Source organism: Candidatus Nomurabacteria bacterium (assembly GCA_020631975.1).
Taxonomy (GTDB): domain Bacteria; phylum Patescibacteriota; class Saccharimonadia; order Saccharimonadales; family CAIOMD01; genus JACKGO01.
On sequence record JACKGO010000003.1, the window covers coordinates 199,721 to 219,007 of the forward strand.

Annotated in this window: 21 protein-coding genes and 3 tRNA genes; 10 read left to right on the top strand and 14 right to left on the bottom strand. The window is 40.6% G+C overall.

The features are described from left to right. Positions 1-26: 26 nt before the first annotated feature. A complete protein-coding gene (gene hflB / locus H6795_03895; GenBank protein MCB9817637.1) occupies positions 27-1,892 on the bottom strand; it encodes an ATP-dependent zinc metalloprotease FtsH in 1,866 nt (621 codons plus the stop codon). A gap of 9 nt (positions 1,893-1,901) precedes the next feature. After that, positions 1,902-2,828 (bottom strand): tRNA lysidine(34) synthetase TilS, encoded by a 927-nt coding sequence (tilS, locus tag H6795_03900; GenBank protein ID MCB9817638.1) that lies wholly within the window; start codon positions 2,826-2,828, stop codon positions 1,902-1,904. 82 nt (positions 2,829-2,910) lie between these two features. Here tilS and H6795_03905 point away from each other — a divergent pair, with 82 nt between their 5' ends. Then, positions 2,911-5,103: a bifunctional alpha,alpha-trehalose-phosphate synthase (UDP-forming)/trehalose-phosphatase gene (locus tag H6795_03905; protein ID MCB9817639.1), complete on the top strand. Its 2,193-nt coding sequence runs from the start codon at positions 2,911-2,913 to the stop codon at positions 5,101-5,103. 143 nt (positions 5,104-5,246) lie between these two features. Here H6795_03905 and H6795_03910 read toward each other — a convergent pair. Next, positions 5,247-5,323, bottom strand: a tRNA-Met gene (locus tag H6795_03910). A 335-nt stretch (positions 5,324-5,658) separates the two neighbouring features. Further along, complete coding sequence (locus H6795_03915) at positions 5,659-6,630, bottom strand: cation-transporting P-type ATPase (protein ID MCB9817640.1); 972 nt, start codon at positions 6,628-6,630, stop codon at positions 5,659-5,661. A gap of 88 nt (positions 6,631-6,718) precedes the next feature. Between H6795_03915 and H6795_03920 the strand changes: the two genes are divergently transcribed. The 5 genes from H6795_03920 to H6795_03940 all read left to right on the top strand — a co-directional run bounded on the left by H6795_03920 (position 6,719) and on the right by H6795_03940 (position 9,791). Further along, positions 6,719-6,961: a hypothetical protein gene (locus tag H6795_03920; GenBank protein MCB9817641.1), complete on the top strand. Its 243-nt coding sequence runs from the start codon at positions 6,719-6,721 to the stop codon at positions 6,959-6,961. Further along, the gene (locus tag H6795_03925) at positions 6,958-7,650 is read left to right on the top strand and encodes a hypothetical protein (GenBank protein ID MCB9817642.1); all 693 of its coding nucleotides are present in this window, start codon (positions 6,958-6,960) and stop codon (positions 7,648-7,650) included. Before H6795_03920 ends, H6795_03925 begins: the two co-directional genes overlap by 4 nt. Then, positions 7,647-7,916, top strand: a complete 270-nt coding sequence (locus H6795_03930) for a hypothetical protein (protein ID MCB9817643.1) — start codon at positions 7,647-7,649, stop codon at positions 7,914-7,916. The genes H6795_03925 and H6795_03930 overlap by 4 nt, the downstream gene beginning before the upstream one ends. A gap of 11 nt (positions 7,917-7,927) precedes the next feature. Continuing rightward, a complete protein-coding gene (locus tag H6795_03935) occupies positions 7,928-9,316 on the top strand; it encodes an NAD(P)/FAD-dependent oxidoreductase (protein ID MCB9817644.1) in 1,389 nt (462 codons plus the stop codon). A gap of 133 nt (positions 9,317-9,449) precedes the next feature. Then, entirely contained in the window at positions 9,450-9,791 is a 342-nt protein-coding gene (locus tag H6795_03940; GenBank protein MCB9817645.1) for an RNA-binding protein, read from the top strand. Between the two features lie 314 nt (positions 9,792-10,105). Here the strand turns inward: H6795_03940 and H6795_03945 are convergent. After that, positions 10,106-10,181 (bottom strand) — tRNA-Ile (locus tag H6795_03945). 142 nt (positions 10,182-10,323) lie between these two features. Here H6795_03945 and H6795_03950 point away from each other — a divergent pair. After that, positions 10,324-10,764 carry a hypothetical protein gene (locus H6795_03950; GenBank protein ID MCB9817646.1) on the top strand — a complete coding sequence of 147 codons (441 nt, stop codon included), beginning with the start codon at positions 10,324-10,326 and terminating at the stop codon, positions 10,762-10,764. Positions 10,765-10,979: 215 nt separating this feature from the next. Next, positions 10,980-11,054: transfer RNA gene (locus H6795_03955), tRNA-Met, on the top strand. Positions 11,055-11,471: 417 nt separating this feature from the next. On the opposite strand, the gene H6795_03960 is transcribed toward H6795_03955, so the two are convergent. Further along, on the bottom strand, positions 11,472-12,014 hold the full coding sequence (locus tag H6795_03960; GenBank protein MCB9817647.1) for a GNAT family N-acetyltransferase: 543 nt from the start codon (positions 12,012-12,014) through the stop codon (positions 11,472-11,474). 46 nt (positions 12,015-12,060) lie between these two features. Then, a complete protein-coding gene (locus tag H6795_03965) occupies positions 12,061-12,618 on the bottom strand; it encodes an NAD(P)H-dependent oxidoreductase (protein MCB9817648.1) in 558 nt (185 codons plus the stop codon). Between the two features lie 108 nt (positions 12,619-12,726). Here H6795_03965 and H6795_03970 point away from each other — a divergent pair, with 108 nt between their 5' ends. Further along, a complete protein-coding gene (locus tag H6795_03970) occupies positions 12,727-13,053 on the top strand; it encodes a helix-turn-helix transcriptional regulator (GenBank protein ID MCB9817649.1) in 327 nt (108 codons plus the stop codon). Here the strand turns inward: H6795_03970 and H6795_03975 are convergent, their stop codons facing one another. The 5 genes from H6795_03975 to H6795_03995 all read right to left on the bottom strand — a co-directional run bounded on the left by H6795_03975 (position 13,054) and on the right by H6795_03995 (position 16,627). Continuing rightward, on the bottom strand, positions 13,054-14,043 hold the full coding sequence (locus tag H6795_03975) for a tRNA-dihydrouridine synthase (protein ID MCB9817650.1): 990 nt from the start codon (positions 14,041-14,043) through the stop codon (positions 13,054-13,056). Positions 14,044-14,059: 16 nt separating this feature from the next. Continuing rightward, the gene (locus H6795_03980; protein MCB9817651.1) at positions 14,060-14,440 is read right to left on the bottom strand and encodes a hypothetical protein; all 381 of its coding nucleotides are present in this window, start codon (positions 14,438-14,440) and stop codon (positions 14,060-14,062) included. A gap of 32 nt (positions 14,441-14,472) precedes the next feature. Then, positions 14,473-15,573 carry an ABC transporter permease gene (locus H6795_03985; GenBank protein MCB9817652.1) on the bottom strand — a complete coding sequence of 367 codons (1,101 nt, stop codon included), beginning with the start codon at positions 15,571-15,573 and terminating at the stop codon, positions 14,473-14,475. A gap of 5 nt (positions 15,574-15,578) precedes the next feature. Further along, entirely contained in the window at positions 15,579-16,340 is a 762-nt protein-coding gene (locus H6795_03990) for an ABC transporter ATP-binding protein (protein ID MCB9817653.1), read from the bottom strand. 86 nt (positions 16,341-16,426) lie between these two features. Beyond that, positions 16,427-16,627, bottom strand: coding sequence for a hypothetical protein (locus tag H6795_03995; GenBank protein MCB9817654.1), 201 nt, complete (start codon positions 16,625-16,627; stop codon positions 16,427-16,429). Positions 16,628-16,811: 184 nt separating this feature from the next. Here H6795_03995 and H6795_04000 point away from each other — a divergent pair, with 184 nt between their 5' ends. After that, positions 16,812-17,381, top strand: a complete 570-nt coding sequence (locus H6795_04000) for a hypothetical protein (protein MCB9817655.1) — start codon at positions 16,812-16,814, stop codon at positions 17,379-17,381. 52 nt (positions 17,382-17,433) lie between these two features. On the opposite strand, the gene H6795_04005 is transcribed toward H6795_04000, so the two are convergent. Both H6795_04005 and H6795_04010 read right to left on the bottom strand, forming a co-directional pair. Next, positions 17,434-18,042 (bottom strand): hypothetical protein, encoded by a 609-nt coding sequence (locus H6795_04005; GenBank protein ID MCB9817656.1) that lies wholly within the window; start codon positions 18,040-18,042, stop codon positions 17,434-17,436. Between the two features lie 9 nt (positions 18,043-18,051). Then, complete coding sequence (locus tag H6795_04010) at positions 18,052-19,257, bottom strand: MFS transporter (protein MCB9817657.1); 1,206 nt, start codon at positions 19,255-19,257, stop codon at positions 18,052-18,054. Positions 19,258-19,287 lie beyond the last annotated feature (30 nt).

The window sequence follows — 19,287 nt, forward strand, 5'->3', positions numbered from 1 at the left end:
TATGCGCTATGTCGGCGACAGAACCCCTAGTAAAGGGCCGCAGCTGACGGCATCGTAGATCCTGATAATAGCTTTATTACTTCTTCTGCTTCTACAGTTTCTTTTTCTAGCAATGCATCTTTTAAAGAATCTAGGTATTGCTTATTCGCACGTATTACTACCCGCGCACGGTGGGCGGCTTCTGTGATGAGTGCTTCTACCTCATCGTCAATGATTTTTGCCGTATCATCTGAATACTGACGTTCAGATACCAGCCTATCAAGCATCATACCGCCTTCAACGTGAAACACTTGGTCACGTAACTGCTTACCCATACCTTGATTGACTACCATGTCGCGAGCAAGTTCGGCAGCTTTTTGTAAATCATTACCAGCGCCAGTAGTGACACGTTCTGTACCATAAATTACTTCTTCGGCAATACGGCCACCTAGCATACGCGCCAAAACATCTTTGTATTCAATGATACTGTGATAGCTTTTGTCTTCTGGCGGGATAAACCACGTAACACCACCTGTGCCACCTCGCGGTATAATTGTTACTTTATGGACCATGTCGCTATCAGGCAATACATGCCCAACAATAGCGTGTCCAGCCTCATGGTAGGCGGTAAGTTCTTTCTCTTTTTCACTCATTACCTTACTTTTACGTTCTGGTCCTATTGCAACTTTCTCAAACGCTTCAGTAATGTCTTGTTCAGTAATCTTGGTACGATCTTGGCGGGCAGCTACAATAGCAGCTTCGTTCGCAATGTTCGCAAGATCTGCCCCGCTAGAGCCGGCCGTTTTAGCTGCCAAAGATTCTAGATCAACACCTTTTTGTAGCGGCTTTTTAGAAAAATGTACTTTTAGTATTTCTAACCTATCTTTACGGTCGGGTAATCCTATGGCCACCCGTCTGTCAAATCGTCCAGGGCGCAACAAAGCAGGATCAAGCACATCCATGCGGTTTGTAGCGGCTAATACAATAACGTTTTGGCCTTGTTCAAAGCCATCCATTTCTACAAGTATTTGATTTAGTGTTTGCTCACGTTCGTCGTGACCTCCGCCCATGCCACTGCCTCGGCGGCGGCCAACGGCGTCAATTTCGTCTACAAAAATTATACAAGGGGCATTCTTTTTAGCTTTACTAAAAAGATCACGAACTCGGGAAGCACCAACACCAACAAACATTTCAACAAATTCTGAACCAGATATGCTAAAGAAGGGTACATTTGCTTCACCAGCAACCGCTCGAGCCATCATAGTTTTACCTGTTCCAGGGGGGCCTACTAGTAATACACCCTTAGGAATACGAGCGCCAACTGCTTGGAATTTCTTAGGGAATTTTAAGAATTCTACCACTTCTTGGAGGTCTACCTTTGCTTCGTCGTTGCCGGCAACATCGTTAAATTTAACAACTTCTTTTTCATTACCATACAACCGAGCACTGCTCTTGCCAAAACCAAGCGCTTGGTTCCCTTGTCCTTGCGCAGATCTTAAAAGAAAAATAAGCACACCTACAATGATAATTACTGGTAATAAATTAATGAGCAGTGCAGTAATTGTTGCGCCACTAGACGAAGCTTCTTTAAACTCAACAGATACATCTCTATTTGTTAAGCCTCCTGGCCCATAAATACTCGAACCTGCTTCGCCACGGGTAACCTCACTGGCTTTGTCTTGATCATTGAGCGTTACTTCTATTTTTTCACCAGATACAACAAGTTTAGATATTTCACCCCTGTTAGCACGATTCATTACATCGTTATAAGGCTTTTGAGCGAGTTCGGCTGGTTTATTAAAACTAAGCAAAAATACGCCAACGAATAGCGCAACAATAACTGCAAAACCTAGGTTCTTATACAACCTTTTTTTATTATCAGGTTTTTTCTGAGGTACTTTCTTTTTATCCATATCAATCAATTATACCGTTTTTTCATCTGTTTGACTACGTGAAATAAATCTGGCAGAACGTTTAGTTAATTGAATATCAACACCAGACACCTGAATCACTTTTCCAGGCAACATCGTTTTGATAGCTACGGTTACTTTTTCAATAGTAGGAGTATCAACGTTTGCCGCGTTAGCTCTTCGTAGCAACATATGCACTACTTCTGTGGAGATATCGTGGGGCAATTTGCAAAACCAGCTTCTATTTAACACCAGTGTATCTTTATGTAGCCCGCGGGTAATAAGTAGCCGGAGCTCTTTGTCAATTTTTGTGTTTAATAATTGCGTGTTTTGAATTATAGCCAGTGCCTGAGCGCGTTGCTGGGTATTCATCTTGGCAACGACAGTATGCCTAATGTTATTTCTGGCGTATGCTGTATCAATATTTGTACTGTCTTCACGCCACTGCAAATTATGAGCTTTGGCGTAATTGTAGATATCACGCTTAGGAACATAAAGTATTGGCCGAATAATCGTATCGGTACTTTGCAACGAAGCAATACCTTTGCGTTTTGTGCCTCGCATAATGTTAAGAAACATTGTTTCAATCATATCGTCCTGGTGATGAGCAGTAATAATTGCAGCAGCTTGATGTTTTTTTTGCATTCTATATAAGAATTCATAACGTTTTTGGCGGGCCAAATCCTCGCTGGTATCATTGCCTAAAGACAACTGCGTTGTTTCGTATGTATAGCCACTATTGTTTGCTAGCTCTTCAACAAACATAGCATCTATGCCAGAGTCTTCTCGTATACCGTGGTCTACATGAGCAATCACAAGCGTTATATTATGTTGTTTTTTTAATAAATCTAACAGTACAACTGAATCAACACCACCTGAAACAGCTAATATATACGTGCCGTCGCTAATCTTACTATATGATAATTTGTTCAACTTCACTTAATGGTAGCAACTCGCATGCTGTGGCTCAAATGATAATTTTTGTACAGTGTATAATGATACTTAAAACTAAGGAGCCCATATGTCTAATAAACTACTTATCGTATCTACGAGGCTGCCTGTAAGCGTTACAAAACAAGACGGTGTATTGCAATTCCACCCAAGTACTGGTGGATTAGCAACTGGTGTGTCAAAAGTCAGTGAAACCAGAGACAGCATATGGGTTGGTTGGCCTGGCATTAGTTCAGAAGAACTCAGCAATAAAGAAAAGTCACAAATAACCCAAGAGCTAAAAAAGTATAAGTGCCACCCAGTTTTCTTAACAACTCAAGAAGTTGACTATTTTTACTCTGGGTATTGTAACGCAACGATCTGGCCTTTATTCCACTATTTTTCTAATATGGCCGAGTTTAAAACAGAATATTGGAATTCTTATGTACAAGTCAATGCACTCTTTTTTAAAGAAGTGAACAAATTTATAAAAGATAGTTCTGTAGTTTGGGTACATGATTACCAATTAATGTTGTTACCGAAATTAATAAGAGACCACCACGCCAATGCGCGTATAGGCTTTTTCTTGCATACGCCGTTTCCATCGTATGAAATCTTTAGAATACTTCCTGAGCGAACAGATATATTAGAAGGGCTTCTAGGCTCTGACTTGGTAGGTTTTCATACCTATGATTACGTAAGACATTTCTTAAGTAGCGTGCAAAGAAATTTAGGATATGATGTTAATCTTGGAAACATCACTGTAGGCAACAGAGTTGTGAAGGCAGATGCCTACCCAATTAGTATTGATTACCGCAAATTTGCAAAAACACCAACTGTTAATCAGGTTAAAAAGATACTCAAGAATATAGGTGTATTACATGATAAAAAGACTGTGATATTAGCGGTAGATAGAGCAGATTATTCCAAAGGCATTCCTGCACGACTAGACGCATTTGAAACATTCTTAAAGCAAAACCCTACCTATCACGAAAAAGTAGTACTCATACTACTCGCCGTACCTTCGAGGGGTGATGTAGAAGCATATCAAGACCTACGAGATACCATTGAACAAAAAGTTAGTAGAATAAATGGTGAATATTCAACCGTAGACTGGAACCCCATACATTATCGATACCAGTCACTACCGTTCCATGAATTAAGCGCACTATATGCAATGGCAGAGATTATGTTAGTGACGCCTTTGCGAGATGGTATGAATTTAGTCGCAAAAGAATATGTCGCATCTCATCACAAAGGAAAAGGTGTGCTCATATTAAGTGAAATGGCCGGTGCTGCAAGTGAACTTCAAGAGGCACTGCAGGTGAATCCAAACGACCACCAGATGGTTGCAGATGCACTAGTAACTGCCATAGAAATGCCCACAAAAGAGCAAAAAAAACGTATGTTGGCAATGCAAGATAGGATATCTACGTACAATATTTCTAAATGGGCAGAAGATTACATTCGAGGTCTTGAAGCAACCCATAAAGAATCTGCTACCACGACAAAAAGACTTATTGGTAATACACTTAACACGTTGCTTAACGATTATACAACTGCCAATAAACGTCTTATCCTATTGGATTATGATGGTACCTTGAAGACTTTTGTGGCATCACCAAAAGCTGCGCTCGCGTACCCCACTCCTAAAGTTAGGCGTATTATCAAAAAGTTTACAGATGATCATAAAAATAAAGTTATGGTCGTCAGTGGTAGACCAAAAAGTACTTTAGATTCTTTCTTTAAAAACAAAGGACCTGGGCTCGTAGCCGAACATGGAGGTTGGATATTTGATACAGGTAGCTGGATAAAAACTAGTCTGATGCCTAAAAAATGGAAGAAACCAATTATCAAAATCCTCAAAGAATATACCGAAAAAACGCCAGGAGCATCAGTAGAAGAAAAGGATTTCTCTATTGTCTGGCACTATAGAAATGTATCACCAGATCTTGCATACGTTCGTAAAGAAGAGCTCAAAATGACGCTACAAAATGAGCTAGAACATACTGATATTGATGTCTATGAAGGTAATAAAATTATTGAAGTTAAGCCACAAAATATGAACAAAGGTGCAATAGTTGCCGAAATAATGAGTCAAGATGTATGGGATTTTATATTATGCATTGGCGACGACTACACAGACGAAGATATGTTTAAAGTGATGCCAGATCGTGCATACAGTATTAAAGTTGGGCTGGGTGAATCTAGTGCCAGTTATCAAGTAGATACCGTTAAAGACGTCGTGAATATTTTAGATCAAATAACCAAACTTGATACGTAACGCTTGCATAGTAGTGTTATACGTATGAGGATACTTGGTTTTTATCTAAACTATGTTAAAAATAGCACCTAAAGTATCGTTTGCTTCATAAAACATAGTTAAGGACAAACTAAAAAGGCCACTTGGTAGTGACCATTTTAGTTTGGTAGCAGGGACGAGATTTGAACTCGTGACCCCAGGCTTATGAGTCCTGTGCTCTAACCAACTGAGCTACCCTGCCAGCTATACAATGCACCATGTACTATACCAAATTTATCTACTAATTTACAGCACCGCCGATTGTACACTAAAAAAGAATGACCCTAAAGTATCGCAGCTGGTCATTCTTTTTTTGCGCTAACCTGTATTAACAGGCGTGCTCCTACTTTTTATTTTACGCTACACTAACAACGCATCAATACGTCGTAGTGCCTCGTCAGAGGTAGGAGTCAGCTCAAACGCAAGTACTACGTCACTCATAGAGCGCTCCTGTTGATAGTTAAATTTGTTTTACTTTTTTGCTTTTTATAAGCAATGATTGTATTGTATACGAATTTTACTCAATTGTCAATAACCTTATGCTATTTTTTTGTTGTATAAAATACTAGAAAAAGTAGCGACTGATATATTCGGTATAAGAACGTCCGCTTCATATATAGCAATTTGGCGAGCGTGTTCTGTCACAGTGGCACTAATGTCTGTAATTTTTGAAATCGCCTGATACGGGTTGCCCCGATATACATACATACTAGTAGCCCCGCGCGGCGTTGTTTTCTTAATAATTTTTGCTTTGTTAGCCACGTGTAGTCCTACCCAAACGCGTATACCAGCAGGTAGTAGTGGTGTGCTCTGAGAAAAGTGCATGAAGGCCGTTTTTGGTAAACTATCGGTAAGATTTCGTGCTACTGTATCGTGCACAAAAAATGATACTTGTATGTTTTTTTGAAGATAAAGTTTTTGTACCAGTTGCACTATTTCATCTGGTTGCTGCAAATCATCAAAGTATACATGTGTCACATGTTTAAGCTGGCTCTTTACATTACTATTTTTTACTAAAATATACGGCTTTTTTATGCAATCCATTGGTTTTGCTACGTATATTTCTTTTGATTGTTGGGCTAAGCCGACGACAATACCTTTGGCGGATCCGCCCTGTATGCGCGACCCTGCAAACAGCATATTTTTTTGGTCTGAAATTGGTAACAAAGATTTACTGGCAAACGTATGCTTGTATGATAAACCACTGCCACCAATAATGTTATCGTCTTGTACAGCTAGTGAACGCGATTCCAGAAGACGCACAGTAGCAGGTACGATGTCACCGATATTAAATCTAATAATATCACCCACTATGAGTTTATCGGCTCGTATATGTGTATATGCTCCATTTCTGAGTACTTTATATACATATAATGGCCACGCATTTTTAGGAATGAAAAACGGCTTGTTATACATTGTATGCTTGCCTATAGTCACACCCTTCGTAATGTCAACGCTCAGTGCTTCTAACACTTCAGAGGTTGTCATGCGATACCACTGTTTGTCCATTGTTCCCACCTTCTACATCCTCATCCTTGTTATTGCGGTAATGTTTACTTAAATGATATAGTTTTTATAAAGAGAGGGCAAAATTAAAATGGGCACCGCTTGGTATATCGCCAGCAGTACAGTAGCAGCACAAGGAGTTGCAGCGCGCGCAATTATTGCTGCTGCATTGAGTATTGTTGGAATTATATTGGTATATCGGTTCGCCAGAAAAAATCCTATTCTGGCTGTCGTTTTGTATTGCCTTGTTATCTTTATAATACTTTTTACGAGCGTAATTCTTATTATTAGCGCTGCTCAAAATATAGTCAGTACTGCTGGGGTTCAAATATGAATGATTCTAGTCTTATGTTAATTGGGCTGATGATTGGTCTTACTATTGGCATGAGCGCGTCGTCTGTTGGTACCTACACTTCTATGATGACATCACTTCTAGGACATAAAAAAGCCCAGTGGGAAGTTATTACACTTGCTATGTTAGTTCTCTTCTACATATTTATGCTTGTTATCATCGCTTCGCTTACCCTTGCAACTATAATTACATTTTTTAGTCCTTCGTATTTAGACGCCATGTATATAGCTGGCCCAATTATTGGGATAACCGTTGGTCTTGTATATGTGCGCCACTATTTTTGGGACCACCCTATTGTGCGCATAACACACCATAAAACTGCTGCACATAAACATACTACAAAATATTCTGGGTACCTGCAGCCATTAGTAGTCGCTGCGACACTTTTGTACGTGACCGGCCTGCCTATTATTGTAAGTATGCTTTTACTAACACTGCTCGCTCAATTATCTGGTGGCTCTATGATTACATGGAGTGTCTCTTTGGCGTTTGGTATAATCGTTCCGTTATATGGTGTACTAAGCCTTATAGCAAGTAAAACCAAAGTCTCACGAGTTATTGCATGGAAAGAAAGTGTCAAAACCACAATGGCGTTATATAGTGGGTTAGCAATTATTCTATTATCATGGTTCGTTTTGTATGCTGCATTAATACAAGGTGGCAACACATGACACATGTCGTTAAAGCATCTGGGGCCATTCAAAATTACTCGGCAGAAAAACATCGCCGTAGCATTCAGCGCAGCTTATATGCGGTACACGTAAAAGCTGCAGTTGCTCATGAGATTACCGACAAAATTTTACACGCTTGTCATTCGTGGCGAGAAAACAAAGCAGAAGTCACTACCCTAGATCTTAAAACTTTCACTATAAAACAGCTCACTCACTATGATAAAGATGCTGCAATGGTCTACAAAAAGCATAAGGATATATGGTAAGGTTAAGCAATATGGATAGACGTAACGTAAGTAAAAAATATAGTGCCGATGTCATCGTAGTTGGTAGCGGAGCCGGTGGGTCTGTTGCAGCTTTAACCCTTGCCGATGCTGGCAAACGCGTCATCATAGTAGAAAAAGAAGCTGTCGGTGGTGATTGTGCCAACTATTCTTGTATTCCTACAAAAGCACTATTAGAAACAGCAGCTATGCAAAAAATGATTACACAGGCACCTGCCCATGGCATAAAGATTGGGAATGTAAAACTCAGTTACGAAGCTGCAATTCATTCTGTTAATCAATCCATTCATAGTACAGGCGTGCTACATCCGGGTCATAGCCCATATGACAATGCAAATATACAGCTTGTACGTGGCCAAGCCCATTGTTTAGACAAACACACGATAAGTGTAGATTTAACTCGCTACACTGCTGCCAATATCATTATTGCCAGTGGAAGCACACCTTTTGTTCCCAAAATACCTGGTTTACAAGAAATTGATTACATAACATATAGGACTTTTGCAAAACAAAAAACACTGCCCCCGTCTGTTGCAATTATTGGTGGAGGTACCACGGCGTACGAATATGCTCAAATATACGCAGCATTTGGTGTAAAAACACATGTGTTTGAATCTCATTATCACTTATTTTCTTCGTTTGATTCTGAAGTAGGTGACCTCGCAGAGAGTGCCTTAACCAATACTGGCGTACGGATACACACGGCTGCGAACATCACTAAAGTGCACACAACCAAAAACGGTAATCTCATTACTTTTTCTCAAGCCGGCCAAGAACATCATGTATCGGTAGATAGTATTTTTGTAGCAGCGGGCAATATACCAAATACAGATATAGGGTTAGAAAACGCTGGTGTTCTTAATTCTGAAGAAGGTATTCGTGTAAATAAGCGCCTGCAAACATCACAAAAGAATATCTTTGCCATTGGCGATGTAACTGGTAATAGCCATAGCGCAAGCAGTGCGGTACACCAAGGTCTTGTTACCGCCCACAATATTCTGCACCGTAAGAAAATCATGTTTCAAGATCATGCTGTTCCGCGAGTCGCCTATGGCATGCCAGAAATAGTTGTTGTAGGCAAAACAGAAAGACAGCTCAAACTAACAGGTTTACCATACCAGACTTCAATAGCACCGCTAGGTATTGTTGGTAAAGCACACACAAGCGCCTACACGAGTGGATTCGTTAAAATTGTTGCTTCTTACACTGGCCACGTAGTTGGTGTAAGTATAGTTGCCCCCCAGGCCAGTGAATTTGCTAGTGAACTCACTTTTGCTATACAGCATTGCCACCGCGCCTGTGATATCGCAAACACAATCCATCCTTTTTCTAGCTGGAGTGAGGCTGTAAGAGTCGCAGCTAGTAAAATTTACTGCACTTAGTGCTGTACTTATCTGTCTTTTTATGGTTATATTAGTATACGCAAGATATGTCACTCCTTTAAGTACTTCTTAAAGCAAAGTAAGACAGAACGGGTCGTACTTGCGGTAAGTAGAAAAGAAGGAACAAAGAAGAATGGCATTCAAACTATTTGTTGGCAGCCTGTCTTGGGGAACCGATGACGAAGCGCTGCAAGCTGCATTTGCTCCATTTGGTACAGTTGTATCCGCTAGCGTGATCAAAGATCGCGAAAGTGGCCGCAGCAAAGGCTTTGGCTTCGTGGAGTACGAAACTCCAGAAGAAGGTAAAGCTGCTATCGATGCTCTGAACAACTCAGAGCTAGATGGTCGTACCATTGTGGTAAATGAAGCACGCCCAAAAGAAGATCGTCCTCGTAACGGTGGCGGCGGAAGCCGTGGCGGTTATGGTGGTGGTAATCGAAGTGGCGGCGGTTCATTCCGCACCAGCAGCTGGTAATCTTACTACGCTGAAAACTAAAATAGCTCCTAGCAATAGGAGCTATTTTAGTTTTCAGATTTTACAACCTTGCTCGTGGAAGATATTGCATAAAAAATCCGCCTTCTGGCGGATAATTTAACTCTATTTGGTGGGGGTGACAGGATTTGAACCCGAAGACTGCCAGTGGCAGTGTGAGTTCACGCTCATTGACGCTTGATTTCCGCGTCGCTAATTGTTTGCTTATAATGCCGCCAACTAGCACACGTGTTGAGGCTGGAACAGCCGAGTGACCAATCTAAAAATAAAAATACTCCCCACTATGGGAGCACTTTTGGTGGGGGTGACAGGATTTGAACCTGTGACCAATCGGTTATGAGCCGACTGCTCTAACCACTGAGCTACACCCCCGTGTTGTAAAGGTGTCTGCCCGTCTGCTGACGGACTGCACCCCGTGGTATATATGTGCGAGCTGCCAAAACAATGGTTAGCTGCTATAGTATACCAAACAGCACAATGATTTTACAGATACGATATAATTAGATTACACACCATGAAGCAAAAAGTACAAACAATTATACAAAAACTCAGCGCGATAGACGCCCGAACATTAGGTTTGCTGGCAGTGCTCTTAGTAGCCGTATCTGTTACATATAGTAGTGCTAAGATTATCCACAAAAACTACCAGCTAGAGCAACAAATCACCATTTTGCAACAAAAAAATGCCTTGCAAGAACAAATTAATAGCAACCAAAAACTAAAAAATGAGTATTACAAAACAGATACGTACCTAGAACTAGCTGCACGTAAGTTTTTTAACAAAGCTGCTGCGGGCGAAATTCTTGTACTTGTACCAGAAGATGTTGCGATGTCTTATACTATTCCGCCCCAAGCAGATAATGCAGCAAAATCTAATACAACACCGTCGTTTCTTACCAATTGGCGTATGTGGCTAGATTTTTTGAGTGGCAAGCCAATAGACAAAGAATCTTGACACATTGCAGTTAAAGCCTTAAAATACGTTATCGTGCCTACATACTATTGCAGGTTCGAGCAGTGGCAGCATCGCGAAGGCTCATAATCGCGATCAGCGTAAGCGGCGAATATATGATAAGCCAGAGAAAATCTACCATTTACAATTAACTATTTTCACGGAGCGAAGCTATATAACCACAAGGTTATCCCCTTCACTTCTTAACCACCCTATTTTGCGGGGTAGAGCAGTGGCAGCTCGTGTGGCTCATAACCACAAGGTCGCAGGTTCGAGTCCTGCCCCCGCGACCAAGAAAAATCACTCACCTTGTGTGGGTGTTTTTTCTTGTACGGAGTGCAGGACGAGATCCTTTCGGCAATAGCCGAACTGGTTCAGATAATTCAAGCGATAAGCGCAGAATTATATGATGAAACCGAATTTATCATTCCAGTATTTAAGATAAATCCGGCTAGAAGCTATATTCCTGCCCCCGCGACCAAGAAAAAATCTTTAGCATTTGCTAGGGATTTTTTCTTTATCTTGGGATAAGACTCGGTTCTGCGACTCGGCAAGCTTACTTGACGATAGTCGCAGGTTGGAAGACAAAGCTTGCGCGCAGGTGCTTGCACCGAGCACAAGCTGCAGGCGCATCGAGCCTTAGCAAGATATTCCTGCCCCCGCGACCATGTAAAAGAGTTAGGTACGAGTTAAAAGGTTTAGATAATTTACTACGATATTTCTAGTACTAGATTTTGAAATTTTAGTGTGTCGCTCGTATATGGCTCGCCTACGTTAACAAATCCTATTTGTCTGAGTAATCTACTACTAGCTTCGTTTGTGATTAGATGTCTTGAATATATGACCTTACTGCCAAGCCCTTGAAGATACTCAATAACGGCACTAACACTAGCAGAACCAATACCTTTACCCCGCATAGCTGGGTCACCAACCATAATATGCACTGATGGACCAGGTAGGTAATGTGAGTCTTCTAAGTCAACCCAAATAGAACCAACTACTGTGCCGTTATATTCAATCATCCAGTTCAGCTGGTCTGTACGTTCTAGAAAGTTTCTGACCCTTTCTGATTCTGTTTCTACTGTTGTTGGGAGTATGTTATCTATAACGTCCTTTGTGTTCCCCATAGATTGCATAGTGACATGTCCTAGTTCACCATTAAGCCATTGCACGCCAAGTTTGGTGTCACGCTGTACGTCTGGAACTATTAGTGTTATAAGGGAATCAGTAGTTTTAAGCTCGGGTGCCTTCATCACTGTATTTTAGCAGGTATTGTCTGTGGCGGTCTTTCTTCAAGTTTTATTGCCGTAAACTCTTTGTAGCGTCTGAAACTTTGGTTACTTCTGACAGCAACGAGCTGGCATCACCACGCACCAGCTCTGGTTTAATAGAACCATCGTTATTAAAGGCAGCCCATACATCAAGCACGTGGTACCGTGATTTTAGCGGGAACATACGTAGTTCGCTGGCAATATTTACTAAATGCTCAATTGCACGGGTCGCACCCATGCCACCGTAGCCGACAAAGGCAACAGGTTTATATGCCCATTCTTTATATAAATAATCTATAGCATTTTTAAGTACCGCAGATGTACCGTGGTTATATTCTGGGGTTACCCACACATAACCATCTGCTTTGCTAATGATTTGTGACCATGATTTTGTATGATCTTTACTGTATTGATCCATCATCGCACTTTTAGGTTCATCTAGCATTGGCAAATTAATATCTGCTAAATCTATAATTTCAACCGTTGAACCAGCCGGTATTTGGGCCTGAGACATAAACCAATCGGCAACGTTACGGCCAACACGTCCAGGGCGGGTAGAGCCAACTATTACTTGTATATGCGCCATATTTGTATCTCCTTTTCTGTATATAGTATATACGCTTTACTTTGTATAGTCACTACTATACTGCATATCACTATACTTTGTAAAGTCTATTTATGGTATACTTTTTGTATGAAGACTCAATCAGCACCCCAAGAACTACAAAAAGCTGGTTGCATTGCAAAAGCACTGCAGATACTTGGTGATAAATGGACGCCCCTGCTGATTCGTGAACTAACGTTATGCCCGCAAACATTTAGCGATTTAGAAAAATTACTAATAGGCATTAGCCCGCGCACACTAAGCCAGCGTCTTAACATGCTTGTGCAAGAAGATATTGTAGACAAGCGCTTGTATTGTGAGCACCCACCCCGCTATTCATACCAGCTGAGCCCAAAAGGTAGAGATTTGCAAACCATACTTCAGGACATGGCCCAGTGGAGTGCGAAATATAAGTAATTAGTTGTTTTGTAGCTTTGTAATCTCGTTATCTAGATGTTGCAACATTTCTGCTGCTGTTGTGCTGCGCATAAAGACATCTCTAAAAGCGCTTGCCCCTTCAATACCATGAATATATATCTTTGCCATTCGTTTTAGACTTTCCCAGTTACGGACCCACCTAGTTTCATCGTTTTTTGGTTCATAAGTTTGGCAAAATAATTCTATGTGCTGTTTGTACATTTGTAGTTTTTTTACTTGTGAAGTATATGCCCACGGACTTTGTGTAGCGAATACATATGGGTCATGAAAAATAGCCCGCCCAATCATAATGCCATCTAAGCGGTGCTGCATTGCTAGTTGTTCACCCTCCTGCCTGCTAAGTACATCACCATTGCCAACAACAAGAGTGTGAGGCGCCACGCTATCCCGTATCGTTCGTATGTGCGCGATATCGTTCCAACGAGCTGGTACTTTGCTCATTTCTGTTTTAGTGCGCCCATGTATGGTGAGCATATCTATATCTTGCTTTAGTAGCAGCTCAGGCCAGCTGTAATCAACTTCATTCCAACCGGTACGGGTTTTTACACTTACTGGTATACGGCCAGCCACACCACGCTTAACGGCGGCTATGATGCTAACTGCAAGCTCGCGGTTATTAATGAGCGCCGAACAACAGCCGTTTTTTGTGATTGATTTATCTGGGCAACCCATATTAATATCAACACCAGCAAAGCCCATAGCAACAAGTTCTTTGGCGGTTTTTTCGTAATTTTCTGGATTTTTGCCCCATATTTGAGCAATTAACGGGCGTTCTTTAGCAGTGTAGTCTAACCTGTGCAGCAGTTTGTCACGCCCCTTACTTTGTAAGCCGTCTACATTGACGAATTCAGTAAAAAATAAATCTGGTGGTGAACAATCTGCAACAATCTGGCGTAAAACTGTATCTGTGACGTCATCCATTGGTGCCAAAACAAAAAATGGCCTCTTTAGACTATGTAGTGAAAACATATTTTGTTATTATACGCTACGAATCATTAAGTTGGCGCTTACGCGCATCGCTATCTCTAGCTGGTGGCTGGTTTTCTTGGTACACTAGTACCTCTTCTATGTAGCAGACTAAGCCAGAAGCTTCTTCTTCAGTAATTTTTTGATTTACATAAGCTTGTAAAATCATATCTTCTAGCTTGCGTACTATGAGTGGTTTTTGTAAATCGCTGTAGAATATTTTATTAGACAAATTTACCGCTTCAGCAGACACAAACTCTATTTTTTCATCATCGTGATAAAGGGGTTTCATACCTAACGCCGCCCGACCATCATCAGTCCATTTTTTGCTCTTTCTGCGATCGATTGGTAATTTTTCATAAGCAGAAGGATCATAATTTGGAAAATTAGCGCTATCCATAAATATATTATAGCATGTTTATGCTTATATGTCTATTCCCAGCGGAAGACTCTAAACGCAATAAGGTAAATTACGAGTGCCCATACGGCCACTAGCCCTACCTGTGGGAGAATTTCTAGCATACCCTTGCCTTCTGTCACAATAAGTCGCACCCCATCAATAACGGGTGTTAGTGGTAATAAATTGGTAACAGATTGTAGCCATTCAGGCATGAGAAACCTTGGAAAAAACGTGCCAGACAAAAATATCATTGGAAATGTCACTAAATTACTAAGCGGTGCAGCTTGGCGTTCGTTCTTTGCCCAGCCACCAATAGCTAAGCCAATGCCATATATCATGACAATGCTAAGCGCCACAAACGCTGCGAATGTTACATAGCTACCTTTCATCTGTAAATCAAAAACAAGTAGAGAAAAAATAAACATCGTAGCGATAGATAACATCCCAATCAGGCCCTGTGACCCAACGTTTGCTATAAAATAGTGCCTCACTTTCAAGGGTGTTGTATGTAAGCGACGCAATACGCCTTGTTTTTTAAGCTCTGGAAAGACATTGGTCGGGCCAAAAATGCCAAGGCTAATAATTGCAAAGCCCACTAAACCAGCAAAGGTGTAATCAAATTGCGACAGACCTTGTGCCTTGGTAGATTCTTGCACAACAGTAAAAGGTACGTACGTATCAACAAACTGTTTATTCAACTCGTCCATCTGGGCTTTTAGTATAGAAGACAACGCACTACCAGCTTGCTGACTATTTTCATTGTATAAAACCGTTACTTGCCCTGATGGAATACCATTTTGTTGTTGGCCAAAACTCTGGGGCAGAATGATTGTTGCATCTAGTTCGCTTCTTTGCATCTTTTTAACTGCTTGGTCTTTATTATCAATTGAACTGTCAATTTTTAGAATATTTGATTGGCCTGCACTATTAACAAATTGTGTCGCTATCTGACTACTTGATTCGTTAATTAGTGCTACCTTAAATGAGACGTTGTTATCACCGTTAAATAAAGATCCAAATATTATCAAAAATATTAACGGAAAGGCAATTGTAAAGAAAATAGCCAATTTATCACGAAAAAAACGTTTTGTATTTATTACCGCAATTGTTTTAATAGTGTAAAAACTGCTCATATGGGCTAATCTCGTAGTTCTTTACCTGTTAAATCTATAAAGACATCTTCTAGGTTGGCTTGGTTTACCTGACGTTTCTTTTTGAACCCTCGCATTAACAACTGTTCTACAAGTATCTGAGGAGTATCTACTGCTATCACGACCCCTTTATCCATAATTGCTACACGGTCACAAAGCAATTCAGCTTCTTCCATATAATGCGTAGTAAGCACTACAGTAACACCGTTGGCTTTGATGCTTTTTACGAGCTCCCATATGTTACGACGTGCTTGTGGGTCTAAGCCTGTAGTGGGTTCATCCATAAATAGTACTTTCGGACTATGTACAAGTGCTGCAGCAATGCTAAGCCGCTGCAATTGCCCACCAGATAGTTGCTCGGTATACGTAGAGGCTTTATCTAGGAGACTTACTTTTTGAAGCAAATCGTGGCTACTACTTTTTACACCATAAGCAGCGGCAAACATGTCTAATACTTCTACCGCTTTAGTTTTATCTTGAAAGGCTGGTGATTGAGGTTGCACACCAATACGGTAACGGATATCTGTTGGGTGTGTAGCCACGTTGATGCCGTCTATATACGCCTCGCCTGCATCAATAAGGCGCAAGCCTTCTATCATTTCTAACGTGGTCGTTTTACCAGCACCGTTAGGGCCTAATATACCAAAGATCTCGCCCTGAGCGATTGAAAAAGAAACACCGTCAACAACTTTCTTGTTATCGTATTTCTTTACAAGCTTTTTTACCTTGACGACCGCTGATTTTACCATATATCTATAACTATACGCTGCTTCATATAAAAAGTCAGCGACCCACTAAACGTGATCGCTGACTAATGTATTCTCTTAGTAATTTGCTATTTTTTGTCGCGCTTTACTGTCAAGAAACCGTTACGAGGATTTTCGTTTACGCTCATACCGTCTGGTAGATCGCATGCTTCAGGTCGCTCATCCTTACTGAAGTAATAAATAGTTTGCTTCTTGCCACCGCGTAGAACTACATCTTTTGAGTTCAAGTGATATGTTACACCTTTTGAGTTCGTGTGTTGATACGCCATACTCTTCTCCTTACACTGTTAGTAGTACTTTTACCATACCCTCTTGTGGTAACTGTTGTCAACAGGTTTTATGTGAGTTGAAAAAAAGTTGTTGCCAAAAGCCTTATGCTTGATTACACTATAAGGTACATAAACTGTTAATTAATATAAAGAGGTAAAGGGGTATATGGAACAGTTAAATCGTATGAATAGGCCGGCTCCAGCTGGTGGGCAAGTACCCGTGCAAGCACCTGTAAACCACGGTGGTGCATCAAAAAATAAGAAACCTAAGGTAGGAACAATTGCAAAGATTGCAGCAGTTGCAGCTGTCGTAGTACTTCTCATTGCACTAGTCTTTGTTTTTGTAATAAAAAGTACCCAAGGTATTTCAGCAGAAATCAATAAAGACAAGTACCAAGCTGTGTTCTTAAATAGCGCAGATGGTCAAGTATACTTTGGTAAATTAAGTGAATTAAATGGTGACTACTACAAGCTCAACGACATTTACTATGTACGTGTAGAGCAAGTTCAGCCAAATCCAAACGAACAGCCAACTCAAAATATATCACTTGCGAAGTTGGGTAACGAAATACACGGTCCAGAAGATGTAATGTACATCCGAAAGGAACATGTAATGTTCTGGGAAAACCTAAAAGATGATGGTCAAGTTGTTACAGCAATAACTGAGTACAAGAAAAACGGCGGTAATCCTAGCCAAACTCAGAACCAGAACCAAAATCAACCACAACAACCACAACAAGATACCAACAATTAGTTAGTACTTTACTGGTTACAATAAAAAAGCTCCCCGTAAACGAGGAGCTTTTTTATTGTAACTCTCGCTTCATATACCTACCGACTATTAGCCGAATGACTAATAGGGTGAAAAAGGTGATGGCTAGTACAATAGATATGCCAGCTAAATCGGGTGACCACTTAGGGCTAGCAAAGTCAAACGTATAGAGTTCTTTTGGTGGTAAAGACAATTGTGGTGCATTACCGCCGTTTGCAATTATGTATTCTTGAATACACTGTGCCCGCGCCGTAAGAGGTATCGCACCCGTTTCACAACGTGCTTGTGCGTCTTGGTATACCTTATTCGTGTCTTGATTAGCGAGCTTAAGCTGTTCTGCTTGTACGTAGCGATTGAATTGATTTACCAATTGAATAGGTGGTTCTGTTGCATCTGGGGCACGGAGTTGCGTGTTCATATGTGAGTTCACGTGGTTTCTAAGATTTTGCAAAGCTGCTTCTATGTCACCGTTTTGTTCATCTGCTGTAAAAACTGCTTGCTTAAGTTCGAGCATACGGGTGTTGTTTATACGAAGCCCATATATACTTAGAGCACTAAATAATACAAAACCAGCAACAATAACAAATAATGACGGCCTGCGAATAGCCTTCCAGTAATGATGCGCTTTAGATTTATTAATCATACTTGTATATTACCTTAATGCTGCAAAACGTTGCGTTAAAATACCTAATGAACTAATAGCGCCATATACAAATAATGTTTGCAAAAGCACTTTTTCATCATGAATAAACAAAGATGTAACAAATGCTACTGACCAAAATATAAGCAACCCAAACATTCTAAATGAATCAAATAGCGTAATGTACACAATCCTGTAACCAGTAACGCTATCGGCGGCGTCATATAAACCTTTTGCAAAAGGCATACGGTAGCTGGCCGTCACTGGCTCGTTAACGATGCTCACAAGCAGTGCTTGAATTGGTGTCGTTACAAATATTCGTAATATATGCATTATTGAATTAACAAAAACACCTACCTTCAGTAATAAACCACCCTTTTTATCATCTATGAGTTTGCCTATTAAATAGAATGTCAGCAAAGCCATTGCCGTACCTACACTTGTAAGTAAACCTACAATTGCATATGTATTACTTGTAAATAGTACTATAGATATAAACAATGGCCAGACAACAATTGAAACGACGTTTTCCACCCCAAAGAATGTTGCTGCTATAAAATCGTGCTTGTGTCTTTTCCATGGAAACCCTTTTAGTGTAATAAACTGATTTGTTCTGGTCGGTTCTGCAGTTAAAAATAGTGGAACAAGCGATAAGGCCATAACAACAATGGCAATGAATATTGTGGCTTGGGGGAAGACAAATGTCGCTATAGCACCACCAACAAGTGGCCCTACGGCTGCACCAAAACGTTCAAATATAGTTAAGAAACCAAGTTCTTTGCCGCCATGCTCTGTATGTTTTACTTTAGAAAAGTCAACCTGTATAGCAATGTTAAACAACGTGTAAGACAACGACCCTAACACTGCAAGCAGAGCGAGCGGCCACTGAGCACTTTGCATACTCATAAGAGTAGCTAGGTATACAATTTGCACAATAGAAGCAAGCACCATTGTGTGCTTTGGGCCAAATATAGCAACACTTTTAGCCGCCATGTAAGATAGCGGTGGCCGTATAGCTGCCCATATTACTTGCATTCCAAAAATATCAGTCAGTGAATAACCAAGTTTGTATAGATATATTGGCACAAAAATACCAATTATACTCATAGCTAAGCTACGCAAAAATTCACTCGTGTACAGTTCACTTAGTTCGTCAAAACCGACGTTACGCCAAAAATGACGTTTTTTAAATAGTATGTTTATAATTTTTTGTATCATGAGGTAAAAATACCATGCACTACTGTAAGT